Source organism: Exiguobacterium sp. UBA6309, from assembly GCF_002439205.1.
Taxonomy (GTDB): domain Bacteria; phylum Bacillota; class Bacilli; order Exiguobacteriales; family Exiguobacteriaceae; genus Exiguobacterium_A.
The window spans coordinates 19,256-36,391 of record NZ_DJTL01000009.1 but is presented as its reverse complement, the minus strand read 5'-3'; the positions used below and the strand labels follow the sequence as shown (position 1 = coordinate 36,391).

Here is a 17,136-nt window from a genome sequence, read left to right as displayed (position 1 = left end):
TTTTGCGATGAACGAAGCATTAGCTCCGTTTGATTTTTCCTGACCACTGCTTGAATCCGCCTTTTAACTGATACAGATTCGTATAGCCTGCTTTTTTCAAGACTTTTGCAGCCTGTGAAGAACGCATGCTACCTTGACAATACAAGTAAATCGGCATGTCTTTTCGTAATTCCTTCGAGCGCATCTTCATTTGGCTGACCGGGATGTTACGGGCACCTACGATGTGTCCACCTTTGAATTCCTGTGTCTCGCGAACATCGACGATTTGTGCTTTACGGTAGTTCGCACGGAATTCTTCTTGCGACAATTTCGTGATGCCTTTGACCGGCATGAAACGCCAAGCGATGTAGGCGATCAGCGCGACCCATAATACGATCGTAATGATAGTTCCAGTTTCCATATTCGACTTCCAACCCCTTCGTTCGTTTAACCTCTGTTTCATTATAGTCAACGAAATCGATTTCGGCAATCGACTCGTGATTGCGCGACCGAGAATGGGTTTGATACACTAAGACGGAAACGTTTTGGGGGTGCTCAAGTGAACAGAGAGTGGCAAGTGTTGACGACGCCGGCGATGGAGCCGGCAATGAACATGGCAATCGATGAAGCATTGATTCAGTTCGTCGGGCGGGGGGAGATCGCGCCGACGCTTCGTTTTTACTCATGGGAACCACGTGGATTAAGTGTTGGTCATTTTCAACGGGCAACCCGTGATATCGATCGAAAGCGGATTGCAGAGCTCGGGATTCCGATCGTGCGTCGGATGACAGGAGGACGCGCTGTTTTGCATGCGGACGAGTTGACATACAGTGTCGTCATCCCGGAAGATACAGAAGGTTTACCACGCACGGTCATCGAAAGTTATCGGATGTTGACGGAAGGGATTCGCAAAGGATACCATCACCTCGGCATTCCGGTCGAGTTTTCCGTACCGTTGACGGAAGAGGAGAAAGAAGAATTACGGAAGCCGAAATCAGCCGTCTGTTTTGATGCAGCATCGTATTATGAACTTGCTGTCGGAAAACGGAAAGTCGCAGGAAGTGCACAAGTTCGCCATCAAGGCGTTGTCTTACAGCACGGTTCGGTCCCACTCTCTGTCGATGAAGGTGAATTGTTTGATTGTTTCTTGTATGATGATGAGTCGACGCGCGAGCGGATGAAAGCGCGTTTTTCAGGAAAAGCTGTCGCTTTGAACGAGCTAGCAGGTCGCGCTGTCGCATTTGACGAGGTACGAGAAGCGTTCACGAAAGGCTTCGAAGACGCGCTTGATTTGTCGTTCGTTCCGTTGACATTCACGAGTGAGCAGTGGCAGGAGATTGAGCGTCTTGCCGAGAAATACCGTAGTGATGAGTGGAACTGGAAACGCTAATGAATGAAATGGGAAGGTGATGTCGTGCCAACTCCGAGTATGGAAGATTATTTGGAACAAATTTATAAACTGATTGAAGATAAAGGATACGCTCGCGTATCGGATATAGCGGAGTCGTTAGGAGTTCACCCGTCCTCGGTAACGAAGATGGTTCAAAAGCTCGACCGGGAGACGTACCTTGTTTATGAAAAGTATCGGGGTCTCATGCTGACACCTAAAGGACGCAAAATCGGAAAGCGTCTCGTGGAACGACACGCCTTACTTGAAGATTTTCTTCGTCTCGTTGGTGTGGATGAAGAACTGATCTATAAGGATGTCGAAGGAATCGAGCATCATATTAGTATCGAAGCGTTGGATAAGATTAACGGAATGATTCAGTTCTTTGCGGAACGTCCTGGTTTGAAAGAGGAACTGCATCGCTATCAACAAGCCCATCCAGAGGATTGAGGCTTGTTTTTTATAGTTCCTTGCTAAAAAAAGTTCTCAAACACGAACGATCCGTTACATTTTTATGATAAAGTGCGCATTTTAAGTTAGATATGCTATACTGAGCCTGAAAATGGACGAAGGGGGTGGCGGGTGTTCGCACCTTGTCATGGAAATCACGATTAAAGAAAAATTAGTGTCGGAGTCACAACTGAAAGAAAAGGTTCGTGAATTAGCACAACAGATCGAAGTGGATGCGGCTGGGCGTCAAATCGTTCTCGTCGTCGTGTTAAAAGGGTCGATGGTCTTTGCTGCGGATTTGATGCGCGAAATCAAAGGAAGCGTTCAAATTGATACAGTCGCGTGCTCTTCTTACGGAACAAAGACCGTCTCTTCCGGGCGTGTTCAGTTGAAGAAAGATCTCGATCTCGATGTGCAAGGGAAATATGTCGTCGTCATCGAAGATATCATCGACACAGGGCGGACGCTCCATTTCTTATGTGATCACATGAAATTGCATCAACCCGGAGTTCTCAAAGTATGTACATTGCTTGATAAACCGGCACGTCGTGAAGTAGAACTCGACGCAGACTATGTCGGTTTCGAGATTCCGGATTACTTCGTTGTTGGGTACGGAATCGATTGTGCGGAGGAATATCGCAATCTACCGTATATCGGTTGGGTCGAAACGGATTGAACACGAAAAAAGGAGGTTCGTCGCATGACGAATCTCCTTTTTAATGTACTTCTGAAATTAGAAAGCACGTTTTTTCTTTTTGCCTTTTTTTCCTTCGATCACTGTCAGATGAGGCGCTTTTGAACGATCGCGCAACGGTCTGACTTTATTCGATGCCGGCGCTTTTGAGGACTTGACCGGTTTTTTCTTAAAGTCTGTCCGGCGAACAGAATTCGAAGAGCCATGCATTTTTTTTGATTGAGCGACGGATTTTCGGTACTGAGCATTTGCGCCCGTTCCGACGCTTCGATTACGAGTCAGGAACTTAAAGAGCAAGAAGATAATCCCGGCGGTAATCCCGAAGAACAGCAATTGTGAAAACAGACTACTTGGATTATTGACGAGTTTATATCCGAAGCCGACAAAAGCGAACAGTAACACGACGAGTGCAAATGTAGAACCAATGCGTTGTCTGATCATAATATCACCCCTGTTATCGATTAACCCAGTGCATTCTCATGTAGGTTATGTTCCTGTTTTTCCAATGCTTCAAACGCATAAATCGCAACCTCGATCTGTGCATCGTCCGGTTCTTTCGTCGTCAAGTATTGTAACCATAGGCCAGGCAAGGCGATGACGCGAAGTCCTTTGATGTGCTGCGCTTTATTCGTCAGCTGTAACACTTCAAATGAAAGACCGATGACGACCGGTAATAAGGCAATCCGGCAGACGAGACGCAACCAAAGCGGATCCGTGGGCACGATCAGATAGACGAAAAATCCGACGATGACGGTGAAGATCAAGAAACTCGAGCCGCAACGGTAATGAAGACGACTGCTGACGCGAACGTTTTCGACCGTGAGTGGGCGTCCTGATTCGACGCAGTTGATGACCTTATGCTCTGCACCGTGATATTGAAAGAGTCGTTTGACGAGCGGAGTCAATGAAATCACGTAGAGGTAACTGAACAAAAGCGTTAATTTGATTGTTGCTTCGATGACATTTTGAATGACATGTCCCGATAAAGCAGGGAACACATCGAATAGTGACGCAAGGAAAGCAGGTAGTAACGTAAAGAGTAATTTACCGAAGAAGAATGATAGGATCCCGACGACAGCTACGCCGAGCCATTTCGTCAAAGGGCTGGCAGTCGTTTCTTCCGGCTCTTCTTCACCAGGTTTGACACCGTATCGGTCACTTGCGAAGTTCATATGACTGGCGCCATTCGCTGAGGACTCCATTAAAGCAAACAAGCCACGCAGAAGTGGGATTTTTTTACCTTTAGCGATTCGTGGTCGAACCGGCTTTTGTTGGGCGAACGTCTCGATCGACTCATCATTTCGACGAATCGCAGAGACCGCGTGGGTCGCATTTTGGAACATGACGCCTTCGACGATGGCTTGACCACCGACCGGCGGATTAGTCGTTTTCATAATAGAACGCATCCCGTCTTCATTAAAATTAGGTGTATCGTCAGTGTACTTGATTTACGACAAAAAAACTATGTTCGACTCGTCAAAACGAGGTAATCTTTAGGAGTCGGAAATCGGGTTATGATACAATGAAAAAGAATTCGAGGAGGTGTTTTTTTGCGTGTCTTGATATTAAACGGACCAAACTTGAATTTACTCGGAACACGCGAACCGGATACATACGGAACGGCAACGTTAGCTGACTTAGAACACGAGCTTCGCGCTTATTTTCCGAACATTCAGTTTCGGTTCGAGCAATCGAACCATGAAGGACGATTGATTGATGTTCTTCACGAGGAACGGGGAGCGGACGGCATCGTCTTCAATGCGGCTGCCTACACGCATACGAGTATCGCGTTACGTGACGCGATTGCTGCGATCGAAGCACCCGTCATCGAGGTTCATCTATCGAATGTCCATGCGCGTGAATCCTTCCGGCATCATTCGATGATCGCACCAGTCTGCCAAGGAGTCATCGCTGGACTTGGCATGACGGGATATCGTCTGGCAACGGAAGCACTCCAAGCTTTACAACAATCGGAACAAGGGGGAAATCAATCATGAAACAACGGATCGAGGCGTTACAAGCAGCTTTAAAGGAACGGGACCTTCCAGGATTACTCGTCACGAAGGCAGAGAACATTCGATACATTTCCGGCTTCACAGGCTCAAGCGGTGCATGTCTCGTAACAGAAGAGCAAGCGTACTTCGTGACGGATTTCCGTTACACGGAGCAAGCGGCAGACCAAGTCAAAGGAATGGAGATCGTTCAAATCGAACGTTCGATTCCAGAGACAATGGGCGAATTGATGGCAGGAGCGCGTGTTCGCGCGGTTGGTGTCGAAAAGGATGCGATGACACTCGGTGCTTTTGAAGCATACGATCAAGCTTCGGCAATCGAGCTTGTTCCGACGACAGGAATCATTGAAAACCTACGCTTGATTAAGGATTCGTCAGAGATTAAGATGATTAAGGAAGCGGTGGAGCTCGCAGACGCGACCTTCCAACACATCTTGACGTACATTCAACCAGGACGAACGGAACTCGAAGTATCAAATGAACTAGAATTCTTCATGCGTAAGCATGGAGCGACGTCTTCTTCTTTCGATACGATCGTGGCATCGGGCTATCGTTCTGCTTTGCCGCACGGTGTTGCCAGTTCGAAGGTCATTGCGACAGGCGAACTCGTCACGCTTGATTTCGGAGCGCTCTTGAACGGTTATGTTTCAGATATCACACGGACTGTCGCAGTCGGTCCGATCAATGCTGAATTGCAGAAGATCTACGATACAGTCTTGCAAGCGCAACTAGCGGGTGTCGATGGCTTAAAACCAGGCATCACTGGGATCGAAGCAGACGCATTGACGCGTGATATCATCAAAGAAGCGGGATACGGCGAGTACTTCGGTCACTCGACGGGACACGGTATTGGTCTAGAAGTACATGAAGGACCTGGCTTGTCGTTCCGCTCTGAGACAAAACTTGAACCGGGCATGATCGTTACGGTCGAACCAGGTATCTACGTGCCGCAAGTTGGCGGATGCCGGATTGAAGATGACGTCTTGATCACGGAAACAGGTCGAGAAATTCTTTCGTCTTCACCAAAAGAACTGATCACTCTCTAATTCAGAGTGACGGGACATTTTAGGAGGAACCATTCATGGTATCAGTAAACGATTTAAAAACAGGATTAACGATTAAGACTTCAGACGGTATGATTTGGCAAGTACTTGAATTCCAACATGTTAAACCAGGTAAAGGGGCAGCGTTCGTTCGGACGAAAATGCGTAACATCCGTAACGGAAACATCCAAGAGATGACATTCCGTGGTGGTGAGCGTGTCGAGCGTGCACACATCGAGCGTAACAAGATGCAATACCTTTACCCAATGGGTGAGACTTACGTCTTCATGGACACAGAATCGTATGAGCAATTGGAATTGACGACGGCACAAGTCGAAGCAGCTCTTCCATACTTGCTTGAAAACATGGAAGTTCAAATCGCGGTTTACAACGGCGAAATCCTCGGTCTTGAATTGCCGAACACAGTCGTCATGACGATCGTTGAAGCAGAGCCTGGCGTTAAGGGTGATACAGCTTCGAACGTCAAGAAAAATGCGACAGTGGAGACAGGTCATATCATTCAAGTTCCACTCTTCATCGAAGCAGGCGAAAAAGTAACGGTTGATACACGTACAGGTGATTTCACAGGTCGTTACAACGGATAATATTGAAACGACAAGACGTCTCTCACCTTTTATCAGGTCGAGAGACGTCTTTTTTCATCCGGCGTGACTTGCATCCAATGGTATGACCAGTTAATATAAGTATTTGAGTAGGCATTAGCACCTGGTATAATAATTGTGAATACAGCATAGATGGGGGAAGAATGACAGATGAAAATCGATCAGTTGAAACAAGTACTCGAAATGCTCGATCAGTCGAGTGTAAATGAACTCTCACTCGAAACGGATACGTATAAATTAAAGTTGAAGAAACAAGGAGAAACAGTGACAGTCTCGCACCAAGCACCCGCTGCTCCAGTGGCGGCACCTGCTCCTGTGAAACAAACAGCGGCACCTGTTGAAGAAGAAGCAGTCGCTGACGATACGGTCACGATCAATGCCTTGATGGTCGGAACGTTCTATTCTCGTCCGAATCCGGATAAACCGGCATACGTCAAAGTTGGGGATCAGATCGAAGTCGGTCAAGTCGTTTGTGTCCTTGAAGCAATGAAACTCTTCAATAACTTAAACTCGGAAGTATCTGGAACGGTCGTCGAGATTCTTGTCGCCGATGGAGATCTCGTTGAATTCGGTCAACCACTCTTCCGGATCCGTCCGTAAACGGGGGTGAACAGCATGGAAAAATTATTGATTGCCAACCGTGGAGAAATCGCCGTCCGTATCATTCGAGCGGCAAAGGAACTTGGAATACAGACCGTTGCTGTCTACTCGACGGCGGATAAGGAAGCGTTACACGTTCGCTTAGCAGATGAGGCATATTGCATCGGTGAAGCAAGTTCTGCTTCATCCTACTTAAACGTTACAAACATCCTTGCGATCGCAACGAACCGTCAAGTCACGATGATCCACCCGGGTTATGGTTTCTTAGCTGAGAACGTCGATTTTGCTGAGATGTGTGAAGCGTGTGGGATCAAATTTGTTGGTCCGACGTCAGATGCGATCCGTCAGATGGGAATCAAGGACGTTGCGAAGAAAACGATGATCGAATGCGGAGTACCCGTCGTACCTGGTTCAGATGGAACGGTCACGGACGAAGAAGCGGTCGCGCTAGCGCAAGAAATCGGTTATCCGGTCATCATCAAAGCGACAGCAGGTGGCGGTGGTAAAGGGATTCGGGTCGCTCGTTCGGAAGAAGAGTTGATCAATGGTCTAAGTGAGACGCGCCGTGAAGCGAAACAAGCCTTCGGAAACGGAGACGTATACTTAGAACGCTTCATCGAAGAATTCCGCCATGTTGAAGTACAGGTGCTTGCTGACCGGCACGGTAATGTCATTCACCTCGGGGAACGAGATTGTACCGTTCAGCGCCGGATGCAGAAACTGATTGAGGAAGCACCATCTCCTGCGGTCAGTGAAACGACACGGTTGAAGATGGGCGAGGCTGCTGTAAAAGCAGCAAAAGCGATTCAGTATACAGGAGCTGGAACGATCGAATTCATTTTCGTCGAAGAAATGGAAGAATTCTTCTTCATGGAGATGAACACGCGCATTCAAGTGGAACATCCAGTAACGGAGATGATCACAGGATTCGATCTCGTTCAAGCACAACTCCAAGTCGCGCTCGATCATCCACTTGCCGTTAAACAAAAGGATATCAAGTTCCATGGTCATTCGATTGAATGCCGGATCAATGCCGAAGATCCAGACCATGATTTCCGTCCGTCTGCTGGACGTGTCACACAATATGTGACACCGGGCGGAATGGGCGTGCGCATCGATAGCGCGGTCTATCCAGGGTACATGATTCCACCATACTATGACTCTATGGTTGCGAAGTTGATCGTTCATGCAGAAACACGGGAAGAAGCATGCGCGAAAATGGAACGTGCGCTAGCTGAATTTTGGATCGAAGGTGTTAAAACGACGATCCCGTTCCACGAACGGGTTCTCAGTCACCCGGTATTCCGTCGTGGTACATTTACGACGAAATTCGCAGAGCGTGAGTTAAAAGGTACGATGGTAAACTGAATCAGGACGGGAGTTTGTGCGACGAACTCCCGTCTTTTTTTGGCGTTCTCTATGTTTTTTAAAAGAGGAATGTGCTAAACTAACTGATTGAGAACGACAAAAAAAGGAGCACGCAAAATCATGATGAAACGACACATGGCACGCGAACTCGCAGTCCAATCTTTGTTCCAAATGGAACTTTCGGATCTGACTGCACAAGAGGCCATTGAATTCGCGGTAGAAGGTAAGGAATACGATACATTCGTCGAGCAATTGGTGAACGGTGTCGAAACGAACAAAGAAACAATTGATCAGCATATTCGAGAAGCACTCGTCAACTGGTCGTTCGAGCGACTTGGAAACATCGAGCGGACGATTCTTCGCTTGGCCGTCTACGAATTGTTGTTCGAAACGAACATTCCGGTTCGAGTAACGATTAACGAAGCCATCGAATTGACGAAGGCGTTCGCAGATGAAGAAGCGACGAAAATTGTGAACGGTGTTCTTGGTAAAGTGGCACAAGGCGTCGTCAAAGAAAATTCATAAACCGATTTAAAACCGAATAGAGACAAACAGACAGAAGAGTGAATCGAACTTTTTGGGGGAGTGGACAAATCATGGCAGTAGTAATCGATGGAAAACAGGTAGCCCATTCATATCGTATGAAGCTGAAAGAAGAAGTCGCACGTCTGAAAGAACAGCGGATTCAACCGCAATTGACTGTCATCTTGATTGGTGAAGATCCAGCTAGTCAATCTTATGTACGCGGAAAAGAGAAGGCAGCGAAGGAAATCGGAATGGATTCAGAGTTGATCCGACTTCCGGCAGAAACAACGGAATCAGAACTCCTTCATTTGATTGAACGCCTGAACGTAGATGCGAGTGTCCACGGGATTCTCGTTCAATTGCCGTTGCCAGACCATATTGATGAGAGCAAGGTCATTTTTGCGATTTCTCCTGAAAAGGACGTCGATGGCTTCCATCCTGTCTCTGTCGGGAAGATGATGATTGGTGAACCGACATTTTTACCATGTACACCAAACGGTATTCTCCATCTCGTAAAAGAAATGAATGTACCGATCGCGGGTCAGCACGTCGTTGTCGTCGGACGGAGTCAAATCGTCGGAAAACCCGTCGGTATGTTGTTCTTGAATGAATCGGCTACCGTTTCATACTGTCATTCAAAAACTGCAGACCTCGGTGCGATGACACGCCAAGCGGATATCTTGATCGTCGCAGTCGGTGTACCGAAGCTGATTACTGCAGATATGGTGAAACCGGATGCCGTCGTCATTGACGTCGGTGTCAACCGTGTCGATGGTAAACTCGTCGGTGATGTTGATTTTGATACGGTACAAGACGTTGCATCGATGATTACACCTGTTCCGGGTGGCGTTGGTCCAATGACGATCACGATGTTACTGCATAACACGATCGAGGCCGCGCAATGAGTGAACCTCTTCACGTTTCCGATTTAGTCCACTATGTCAAACGTGAACTAGAAGGCGACGCCCTTCTTCAACAAGTCCAGGTGGTGGGAGAAGTGTCGAACTTTAAACGACACTCTTCCGGTCACCTTTATTTTACGTTGAAGGACGAACAGTCACGGATGAAAGCCGTCATGTTTGCTCGGGATGCGAGTCGGGTCAAGACAGACATACGCGACGGCATGCGTGTCGTCGTCACGGCACGCTTATCCGTCTACGTCTCTTCTGGAGAAATGCAACTCTATGTCGAACGGATGACGGAAGATGGTGTGGGCGCGTTATACGAGGCGTTTTCTCGCCTGAAAATGGATCTTGAAGAACGTGGTTGGTTTGATCCTGCGATCAAACAACCGTTGCCTGCTTTTCCGGATCGGATCGGGATCATCACATCGCCAAAAGGAGCGGCGCTTCATGACATTGCAACGACACTCCGGCGTCGTTATCCGCAAGCAGCCATCGTCTTCGCGCCAGTTCTTGTACAAGGAGCAGACGCGGCACCTCAAATCAGTCGTGCTATTCAACTGATGAACGAGCATGCTGCCTGTGATGTGTTGATCATTGGTCGTGGTGGCGGTTCAATCGAAGAGCTGTGGGCATTCAATGAAATGTCTGTCGTGACAGCCGTGTTTGAATCACGTATCCCAATCGTCTCTGCTGTCGGACATGAGACTGATTTTACGATCAGTGATTTCGTCGCCGACGTTCGTGCTGCTACACCAACAGCGGCGGCAGAACTTGTCACTCCGGAAGCAGAGGCACTCGTCCGTCGTGTCCAGGATGTAGAGCGACGTTTGGAACGAACGTATACACAACTCCTTAAGAGTAAACAGGAGCAAGTGACACGTCTAGCTGCGAGTTACGGTCTTAAATCGCCACGTGTTTTACTCGGACTAAAGCAGGAACAACTGGACCGGACGGAAATGTTGCTCCAAAAAGAGATGCAGTATATCGTGACCCAAAACCGACAGCAGGTGGAGCGTCTTCACACACGCTTAATGCGAATACCAGTACGTGATCGATTCGTACAACAACGAGCAACGATTGAACAGTCGCGTCGTCGACTCGAAATCGTGCGTCGGCTTTTGCAATCGAAACAACAACAAGTGCGTCATGTGCTCGCGCGACTCGACTCCGTCAGTCCGACGCATGTCCTGATGCGCGGCTATACGTATGTCGAACAGGATGGACAAATTGTTCGTTCCGCGAAGGCATTAACAGCGTCTTCGTTCGATATCCGATTCCATGATGGAACGATTCGTGCCAAACGAGAGGATGGGGAGTAAGGATGGAGACGGAACAATCTTTTGAAGAAGCACTAGAACGACTAGAAGAGATCGTCACGTTACTCGAAGAGGGCGAAGCTCCGCTAGAACAAGCGATGGCTCTTTATGAAGAGGGCGTCAAACTGACAGCTCTTTGCCAAGGAAAGTTATCCGTTGCTGAGAAAAAACTCGATCAGATCCTGGAGCAAGATGGTACGCTGCGGGAAAAAGGAGGAGCACAATGATTGCCTTGCATGAATGGAAGACACAAGTCGAAAACAAAATGGCAGAGTTCATGGAGCGACTCGATGCACCCGACCGTTTACGTGACTCCATGCGGTATTCACTTGATGCCGGTGGGAAACGGATTCGTCCGGCCTTGATTTATGCAGTACTCGATGCCTTCTCAATCGACCGCTCAAAAGGAGATGCTACTGCTGCGGCACTTGAGATGATTCATACATATTCGCTGATTCATGATGACCTTCCGGCAATGGACGATGATGATCTCCGTAGAGGTCGTCCGACGAATCATATCGCTTTTGATGAAGCAACAGCGATTTTAGCAGGGGACGCATTGCTCACGAACGCATTCAGCTGCCTCCTCGAGACACCAGCTTCGCCAGAAGTGAAGCTTGCGCTCGTCGAACGATTAGCGGCGGCGGCAGGAGCTTCTGGTATGGTCGGTGGACAACTCGATGATATGCTCGGTGAGCGTGGTGGCATAAATGATGTAGCGGAGCTAGAATCGATTCATCGTCGAAAAACAGGAGCACTTCTCGTCTTTGCGGTCGAAGCAGGCGGGTTGCTCGCCGCAGTTAGTCCGAGAGATCTTGAGCACCTGCATCAATATGGTCGCCATCTCGGCATTGCTTTTCAAATTCAAGATGACATCTTAGACGTGACAGGAGATGCTGAAAAAATCGGCAAGCCGGTTGGTAGCGATGAAGAAAATGAAAAAGCGACGTATCCGAAACTCCTCGGTCTTGAAGGTGCGAAACGTGCACTGACAGCTCAGGTAGAAGCAGCAGAACAGGCGATTGAAGCACTATCGGTCGAAGCGACGACACTTAAGGAACTGCTAGACTTCGTGGTCAAGCGTGACCATTAAGCAGGACGACGCATCGTGCGTCGTCTTTTTCTATGCTGACAATGGCGCTCGATAGATTGTTCTAGTACAATGTAGGGTACAAACCCTATAAGATTGTAAGGAAAAGAGGCGGTAAGGTATGAAATTGACAGAAATACAGGATCCGTCATTTTTAAAGCGTATGTCGGTCTCCGAACTCGAAGTTTTCGCAGGCGATATTCGGCGCTTTTTGATTGAAGAATTAGCGACGACAGGTGGGCACTTGGCACCGAATCTTGGAGTCGTCGAGTTAACGCTTGCACTGCATCGTGAATTCGACAGTCCAAATGACAAGTTCGTCTGGGACGTCGGACACCAAGCCTACGTGCACAAGATTCTCACAGGACGCGCGAGCCAGTTTGATACGCTCCGTCAGCATAAAGGACTTTGTGGATTTCCGAAACGCAATGAAAGCGTGCATGACGTCTGGGAGACAGGGCATAGCTCGACGTCCTTGTCAGCAGCAATGGGGATTGCTGTTTCAAACGAATTGAGCGGTAAGGATGACCGGGCAGTCGCGATCATCGGTGATGGGGCATTAACAGGCGGTATGGCCCTCGAAGCATTGAATCACATCGGAGCAGAGCAACAAAACGTCATCGTCATCTTAAATGATAACGAGATGTCGATTGCACCAAACGTCGGTGCGATGCATCAAATGCTAGGACGGATTCGTTCATCTCGAAAAGTACGTTTTGCGCAAAACGAGCTTGAAGCATTGATCAAAAAGATTCCGGTCATTGGCGGACGTTTGGAAAAAGGAAGCGAGAAATTGAAAGAAGCCGTCAAGGGAGCGCTCGTTCCTGGGATGTTCTTTGAAGAACTTGGTTTCAACTATTACGGTCCGGTCGATGGACACGATCTTAATGATTTGATCGAACAGCTCAATTACGTGAAAAAAGAAGAAGGACCTGTCCTGCTTCATGTCATCACGAAAAAAGGGAAAGGTTATCGTCCGGCAGAGTTTGACGGGGTCGGTACATGGCACGGTCTTGGACCATACAAGATGGAGTCCGGCGAAGTCATTAAAGGAAAATCAAAAGCACCAAGTTATTCCTTTACGGTAGCGGATACCTTGACGAAGATGGCACGCGACGATGAAAAGCTGACGTTGATCACACCAGCGATGAGTGTTGGCTCAAAACTTGATTGTTTTGAAAAAGAATTCCCAGAGCGGATGTTTGACGTTGGGATCGCGGAACAACATGCTGTTACGTTCGCAGCTGGTCAAGCGACGCAAGGCATGAAACCCGTTGTATCAATCTACTCGACGTTCTTCCAGCGCGCATACGATCAACTCGTGCATGACGTGGCGCGTCAAAATCTGGACGTAACGTTTACGATTGACCGATCAGGTCTTGTTGGAGCAGATGGTGAGACACACCAAGGGGTCTTCGATATTGCTTTCATGCGCCACGTGCCGAATATTCGAATCGTCATGGCAAAGGATGAGAATGAACTACAGCACTTGCTCTATTCAGCTGTTAAATACGAAGGACCAATCGCCGTTCGTTTCCCGCGTGGCGAAGGACTTGGTGTACCAATGGATGAGACATTGCATGAAATTTCGCTCGATACGTGGGAAGTTGAACGTGAAGGAACAGATGTCGCCATCCTTGCATTCGGACCACAAGTGCAAGACGCGCTCAAAATCGCGGATCTCTTAGCAGGCGAATTATCAGTTCGTGTCATCAATGCCCGGACGATCAAACCGCTTGATGAGAAGATGCTGAACGCTCTTTACGCAGAGGGAATTCCGCTTGTGACACTGGAAGAAGCCGTCCTAAAAGGTGGATTCGGATCAGCTGTCCTTGAGCATGCGAACGAGCAGGAAGCATTCCCACGCGTCAAACGCTTCGGTATTCCGGATTGGTATATCGAGCACGGCGGTGTGAATGAGTTACTGGAAGAAATTGGACTATTACCTGGACAAATCGCAGAAGAAGTACGCGCTTTCGTCAATCAAGGAAAGAAACAGAGTGTGTGAAGATTCATGGAAAATGTAAAGAAAATCCGCCTCGACGTTCTTCTCGTCGAGCGCGGTTTGTTTGAAACGCGTGAAAAAGCGAAACGGTCGATCATGGCTGGACTCGTCTTTAGTGGCACGGAACGATTGGAGAAGGCCGGTGAAAAGGTTAAGTCCGATATCGATTTGCACGTAAAAGGTCAGTTGATGCCTTATGTGGGGCGTGGTGGCTTTAAGATGGAAAAGGCACTTCAAGTATTCGATTTTGATGTCACGGGTAAAACAGGTCTTGATATCGGATCGTCGACAGGTGGTTTTACCGACTGCTCCTTACAAAATGGAGCAGCACATATGTATGCACTTGATGTCGGTTCCAATCAGCTGGACTGGAAGCTTCGCTCGGATGACCGCGTGACGGTGATGGAAAAAACGAACTTCCGGCATGCGACACCAGACATGTTCCCTGTCGCGCCGCAGTTTGCGACGATCGATGTCTCGTTCATTTCATTACGTTTGATGCTTCCGCCATTGAAGATGATCCTCGTTGAAGGAGGAGACGTCATGGCGCTCGTCAAACCGCAATTCGAAGCAGGTCGTGAGGATATCGGTAAAAAAGGCATCGTGCGTGACGAGCGGATTCATGTCCGAGTTCTCGATGAGATGATCGAATTCTTCATTCAACAAGGGTTCTATGTCAAGCAGCTCGACTATTCTCCGATTACCGGTGGAGAGGGCAACATTGAGTTCTTGTTGCATGCACGCCTTGGTCAACCAGGGCTTGATCCGTCCGTTCATGCGGCGGAGACGGTCAAGCTAGCGCATGCTAGTCTTTAAACGAACAGATGATAAGGAAGACGGATCCGGTTCATGGGTCCGTCTTCCTTGTTGTGTGACAAGATGAAAACCGGATAATAAAATGGGAAACGTGGACTTTTGATGATTTATTGGATTACAATAGTAACATCGAAGAATACTGTGAGGTGCAGGAATGACAAAGGGGCAACGGTTGATTAAGATTCGGGAGATCATCACCCAATCAGAAGTAGAAACCCAGGATGAATTGGTAGAGGAATTACGGAATGCAGGATATAAGGTGACACAGGCAACGGTATCACGAGATATCAAGGAACTCCATCTCGTGAAGGTCCCGTTGAATGATGGACGTTATAAATATAGCTTACCCGCCGACCAACGCTTCAACCCACTCGGGAAATTGCGGCGTCTGCTCGGAGATAGCTTCATCTCGATTGATTCTGCGCAAAATCTGATCGTCATGCATGTCCTGCCGGGAAATGCGAATGCAGTCGCTGTCTTACTAGATCATTTGAGCTGGAGCGAACTGCTTGGAACGGTGTGTGGGGACGATACGATCCTATTGATTGCACGAAGTGAGGAACAAGCGAAAGAAGTGACGGAACGAATTTTAGAAATGCTGTAAGGAGTTGACAGGATGCTAGCTGAATTATCGATCAAACAATTTGCGATCATTGACGAGCTACAGATCGACTTTAAAAAAGGAATGACCGTCTTGACTGGGGAAACAGGTGCCGGTAAATCGATCGTTCTCGATGCGATCGGATTATTAATTGGTGGACGTGGATCCGCGGAATTCGTTCGATACGGGGAAGATCGGGCGGAACTAGAAGGATTGTTTCTGATTGAAGACGATCATCTCGTCTATGATCTTGCAGAAGAGTATGGCATCGATATCGAAGACGGATTGATCATCTTGCGACGTGATCTTTTCGCGACAGGAAAAAGTGTCTGTCGCGTCAACAATAAGCTGGTCACACTGACGATTTTACGTGAGTTCGGACGTGTCCTCGTCGATATGCACGGGCAACATGAACATCAGCATTTAATGGACAGTACGTACCATCAAGCGATTCTCGATGACTTCGCGCAAGAGGCGATCGCGCCACTCCTTCAAGCCTATCAGTCCGGTTATCAAACGTATGAAGAAAAACGGACAGCGCTACAATCGCTCGCACAAAGCGAGCAAGAACTCGCCCAACGGATCGATTTGTTATCGTTTCAGACCGAAGAGATCGAGGGCGCAAAACTTCGAGCACATGAGGAAGATGAGTTACTCGTCGAGCGAAATCGTCTTGCGAACTTCGAGAAGTTATATGCGTCGTTGAAGACAGCCTATGACGCCTTACACGATGAGATGCGCGGCATCGATTCCGTTGGAGACGCGATGCGTGAACTACAACAAGCATCAAGCATCGACGAACAGTTTTCTCAGCAAAGTGACGCGATCGCAAGCGCCTTTTATGGACTAGAAGAAGTCGGTTATGCGATTCGAGATCAACTCGAAACACTTGAGTTCGATTCCAATCGACTCGATGAGATCGAACAACGTTTGTCCGTCTTCCAACAGCTGAAACGAAAATACGGGGCGACGATTGAGGAAGTCATTGCTTACGGTGAGAAAATTCGGATTGAACTTGATACGATGACAAATCGAGATGAACGAATTGAACGCTTAAAAACCGAAGTCGAACAGCTCGAAAGCGAATTGTTTGAAATTGGAGGTCGACTCTCACAACAGCGTCGCAAAGCGGCAGTTCAATTAAGTGAAGCGATTCATTTGGAGTTACGTGAGCTATACATGGAGAAGGCGCGGTTTGAAATTCGTTTTCTTCAAGACGGAAAGACACCGATGCTACGCAAGAACGGGATCGATCATGTGGAATTCTTCATCATGACGAATGCGGGAGAGCCATTCAAGTCGCTCGGAAAAGTTGCGTCGGGCGGGGAACTATCTCGTATCATGCTCGGACTGAAGTCGATCTTCTCGCGCTCGGTCGGAGTCGCCTCAATCATATTCGATGAAGTCGATACGGGTGTTTCGGGTCGTGTTGCACAAGCGATGGCTGAAAAAATCTATCGTTTGTCGGTAGACGGACAAGTGCTTTGTATTACGCACTTACCACAAGTCGCTTCGATGGCGGATCAACATCTCTATATTCGAAAGATTGAGGAGACGGATCGTACGACGACCCAAGTCAACGTCTTGTCTCAAGCAGATAGAGGGAACGAACTTGGACGGATGATTTCCGGTGCCCATATGACGGATTTGACATTACGGCATGCCGAGGAATTGATGGATCAGGCGAAGACGATGAAAGAATCGCTTAAAAATGGGGTGTAA

At 48.0% G+C, this 17,136-nt stretch carries 20 protein-coding genes; 17 read left to right on the top strand and 3 right to left on the bottom strand.

Annotation, left to right across the window (positions count from 1 at the left end):
- Positions 1 to 19: 19 nt before the first annotated feature.
- Positions 20 to 400: a rhodanese-like domain-containing protein gene (locus tag B3M90_RS01420; RefSeq protein WP_023467569.1), complete on the bottom strand. Its 381-nt coding sequence runs from the start codon at positions 398 to 400 to the stop codon at positions 20 to 22.
- Positions 401 to 538: 138 nt separating this feature from the next.
- Here B3M90_RS01420 and B3M90_RS01415 point away from each other — a divergent pair, with 138 nt between their 5' ends.
- From B3M90_RS01415 to hpt, 3 genes are all read left to right on the top strand, one after another.
- Entirely contained in the window at positions 539 to 1,369 is an 831-nt protein-coding gene (locus tag B3M90_RS01415) for a lipoate--protein ligase family protein (RefSeq protein ID WP_214855069.1), read from the top strand.
- A 24-nt stretch (positions 1,370 to 1,393) separates the two neighbouring features.
- Positions 1,394 to 1,816, top strand: a complete 423-nt coding sequence (gene mntR, locus B3M90_RS01410) for a transcriptional regulator MntR (protein WP_035398709.1) — start codon at positions 1,394 to 1,396, stop codon at positions 1,814 to 1,816.
- 148 nt (positions 1,817 to 1,964) lie between these two features.
- Complete coding sequence (hpt, locus tag B3M90_RS01405; protein WP_035398306.1) at positions 1,965 to 2,492, top strand: hypoxanthine phosphoribosyltransferase; 528 nt, start codon at positions 1,965 to 1,967, stop codon at positions 2,490 to 2,492.
- Between the two features lie 57 nt (positions 2,493 to 2,549).
- On the opposite strand, the gene B3M90_RS01400 is transcribed toward hpt, so the two are convergent.
- Together B3M90_RS01400 and B3M90_RS01395 are read right to left on the bottom strand one after the other, a co-directional pair.
- Positions 2,550 to 2,951, bottom strand: a complete 402-nt coding sequence (locus B3M90_RS01400; RefSeq protein ID WP_023467573.1) for an SA1362 family protein — start codon at positions 2,949 to 2,951, stop codon at positions 2,550 to 2,552.
- A gap of 20 nt (positions 2,952 to 2,971) precedes the next feature.
- Entirely contained in the window at positions 2,972 to 3,904 is a 933-nt protein-coding gene (locus B3M90_RS01395) for a DUF1385 domain-containing protein (protein WP_064300286.1), read from the bottom strand.
- Between the two features lie 156 nt (positions 3,905 to 4,060).
- Between B3M90_RS01395 and aroQ the strand changes: the two genes are divergently transcribed.
- The 14 genes from aroQ to recN all read left to right on the top strand — a co-directional run bounded on the left by aroQ (position 4,061) and on the right by recN (position 17,136).
- On the top strand, positions 4,061 to 4,507 hold the full coding sequence (gene aroQ, locus B3M90_RS01390) for a type II 3-dehydroquinate dehydratase (protein WP_290782290.1): 447 nt from the start codon (positions 4,061 to 4,063) through the stop codon (positions 4,505 to 4,507).
- Positions 4,504 to 5,568 carry a M24 family metallopeptidase gene (locus B3M90_RS01385; protein ID WP_023467576.1) on the top strand — a complete coding sequence of 355 codons (1,065 nt, stop codon included), beginning with the start codon at positions 4,504 to 4,506 and terminating at the stop codon, positions 5,566 to 5,568. The genes aroQ and B3M90_RS01385 overlap by 4 nt, the downstream gene beginning before the upstream one ends.
- A 35-nt stretch (positions 5,569 to 5,603) precedes the next feature.
- Positions 5,604 to 6,170 (top strand): elongation factor P, encoded by a 567-nt coding sequence (gene efp, locus B3M90_RS01380; protein WP_023467577.1) that lies wholly within the window; start codon positions 5,604 to 5,606, stop codon positions 6,168 to 6,170.
- 168 nt (positions 6,171 to 6,338) lie between these two features.
- Positions 6,339 to 6,788, top strand: coding sequence for an acetyl-CoA carboxylase biotin carboxyl carrier protein (gene accB / locus B3M90_RS01375; RefSeq protein ID WP_214855075.1), 450 nt, complete (start codon positions 6,339 to 6,341; stop codon positions 6,786 to 6,788).
- A 15-nt stretch (positions 6,789 to 6,803) separates the two neighbouring features.
- Positions 6,804 to 8,156, top strand: a complete 1,353-nt coding sequence (accC, locus tag B3M90_RS01370; protein WP_290782287.1) for an acetyl-CoA carboxylase biotin carboxylase subunit — start codon at positions 6,804 to 6,806, stop codon at positions 8,154 to 8,156.
- 123 nt (positions 8,157 to 8,279) lie between these two features.
- On the top strand, positions 8,280 to 8,681 hold the full coding sequence (gene nusB, locus B3M90_RS01365; RefSeq protein WP_035409747.1) for a transcription antitermination factor NusB: 402 nt from the start codon (positions 8,280 to 8,282) through the stop codon (positions 8,679 to 8,681).
- A gap of 71 nt (positions 8,682 to 8,752) precedes the next feature.
- A complete protein-coding gene (gene folD / locus B3M90_RS01360) occupies positions 8,753 to 9,586 on the top strand; it encodes a bifunctional methylenetetrahydrofolate dehydrogenase/methenyltetrahydrofolate cyclohydrolase FolD (protein ID WP_081780391.1) in 834 nt (277 codons plus the stop codon).
- Positions 9,583 to 10,905, top strand: coding sequence for an exodeoxyribonuclease VII large subunit (xseA, locus tag B3M90_RS01355; RefSeq protein WP_035409097.1), 1,323 nt, complete (start codon positions 9,583 to 9,585; stop codon positions 10,903 to 10,905). Before folD ends, xseA begins: the two co-directional genes overlap by 4 nt.
- 2 nt (positions 10,906 to 10,907) lie before the next feature.
- Positions 10,908 to 11,129, top strand: coding sequence for an exodeoxyribonuclease VII small subunit (xseB, locus tag B3M90_RS01350; protein ID WP_023467583.1), 222 nt, complete (start codon positions 10,908 to 10,910; stop codon positions 11,127 to 11,129).
- A complete protein-coding gene (locus B3M90_RS01345; protein ID WP_214855080.1) occupies positions 11,126 to 11,995 on the top strand; it encodes a polyprenyl synthetase family protein in 870 nt (289 codons plus the stop codon). Before xseB ends, B3M90_RS01345 begins: the two co-directional genes overlap by 4 nt.
- Positions 11,996 to 12,113: 118 nt before the next feature.
- Entirely contained in the window at positions 12,114 to 14,000 is a 1,887-nt protein-coding gene (dxs, locus tag B3M90_RS01340) for a 1-deoxy-D-xylulose-5-phosphate synthase (protein ID WP_290782283.1), read from the top strand.
- A gap of 6 nt (positions 14,001 to 14,006) precedes the next feature.
- Complete coding sequence (locus tag B3M90_RS01335; RefSeq protein WP_214855083.1) at positions 14,007 to 14,813, top strand: TlyA family RNA methyltransferase; 807 nt, start codon at positions 14,007 to 14,009, stop codon at positions 14,811 to 14,813.
- A 154-nt stretch (positions 14,814 to 14,967) separates the two neighbouring features.
- Positions 14,968 to 15,417, top strand: coding sequence for a transcriptional regulator AhrC/ArgR (ahrC, locus tag B3M90_RS01330; protein WP_214855085.1), 450 nt, complete (start codon positions 14,968 to 14,970; stop codon positions 15,415 to 15,417).
- A 12-nt stretch (positions 15,418 to 15,429) separates the two neighbouring features.
- Positions 15,430 to 17,136 (top strand): DNA repair protein RecN, encoded by a 1,707-nt coding sequence (gene recN, locus B3M90_RS01325; protein WP_035409085.1) that lies wholly within the window; start codon positions 15,430 to 15,432, stop codon positions 17,134 to 17,136.

Excerpts from the sequence above, each read along its gene's own strand:
- B3M90_RS01420 (WP_023467569.1), bottom strand. The coding sequence starts at position 400 with ATGGAAACTGGAACTATCATTACGATCGTATTATGGGTCGCGCTGATC.
- hpt (WP_035398306.1), top strand. The coding sequence starts at position 1,965 with ATGGAAATCACGATTAAAGAAAAATTAGTGTCGGAGTCACAACTGAAA.
- B3M90_RS01400 (WP_023467573.1), bottom strand. The coding sequence starts at position 2,951 with ATGATCAGACAACGCATTGGTTCTACATTTGCACTCGTCGTGTTACTG.
- B3M90_RS01395 (WP_064300286.1), bottom strand. The coding sequence starts at position 3,904 with ATGAAAACGACTAATCCGCCGGTCGGTGGTCAAGCCATCGTCGAAGGC.
- B3M90_RS01385 (WP_023467576.1), top strand. The coding sequence starts at position 4,504 with ATGAAACAACGGATCGAGGCGTTACAAGCAGCTTTAAAGGAACGGGAC.
- efp (WP_023467577.1), top strand. The coding sequence starts at position 5,604 with ATGGTATCAGTAAACGATTTAAAAACAGGATTAACGATTAAGACTTCA.
- accB (WP_214855075.1), top strand. The coding sequence starts at position 6,339 with ATGAAAATCGATCAGTTGAAACAAGTACTCGAAATGCTCGATCAGTCG.
- accC (WP_290782287.1), top strand. The coding sequence starts at position 6,804 with ATGGAAAAATTATTGATTGCCAACCGTGGAGAAATCGCCGTCCGTATC.
- nusB (WP_035409747.1), top strand. The coding sequence starts at position 8,280 with ATGAAACGACACATGGCACGCGAACTCGCAGTCCAATCTTTGTTCCAA.
- folD (WP_081780391.1), top strand. The coding sequence starts at position 8,753 with ATGGCAGTAGTAATCGATGGAAAACAGGTAGCCCATTCATATCGTATG.
- xseA (WP_035409097.1), top strand. The coding sequence starts at position 9,583 with ATGAGTGAACCTCTTCACGTTTCCGATTTAGTCCACTATGTCAAACGT.
- xseB (WP_023467583.1), top strand. The coding sequence starts at position 10,908 with ATGGAGACGGAACAATCTTTTGAAGAAGCACTAGAACGACTAGAAGAG.
- B3M90_RS01345 (WP_214855080.1), top strand. The coding sequence starts at position 11,126 with ATGATTGCCTTGCATGAATGGAAGACACAAGTCGAAAACAAAATGGCA.
- dxs (WP_290782283.1), top strand. The coding sequence starts at position 12,114 with ATGAAATTGACAGAAATACAGGATCCGTCATTTTTAAAGCGTATGTCG.
- B3M90_RS01335 (WP_214855083.1), top strand. The coding sequence starts at position 14,007 with ATGGAAAATGTAAAGAAAATCCGCCTCGACGTTCTTCTCGTCGAGCGC.
- ahrC (WP_214855085.1), top strand. The coding sequence starts at position 14,968 with ATGACAAAGGGGCAACGGTTGATTAAGATTCGGGAGATCATCACCCAA.
- recN (WP_035409085.1), top strand. The coding sequence starts at position 15,430 with ATGCTAGCTGAATTATCGATCAAACAATTTGCGATCATTGACGAGCTA.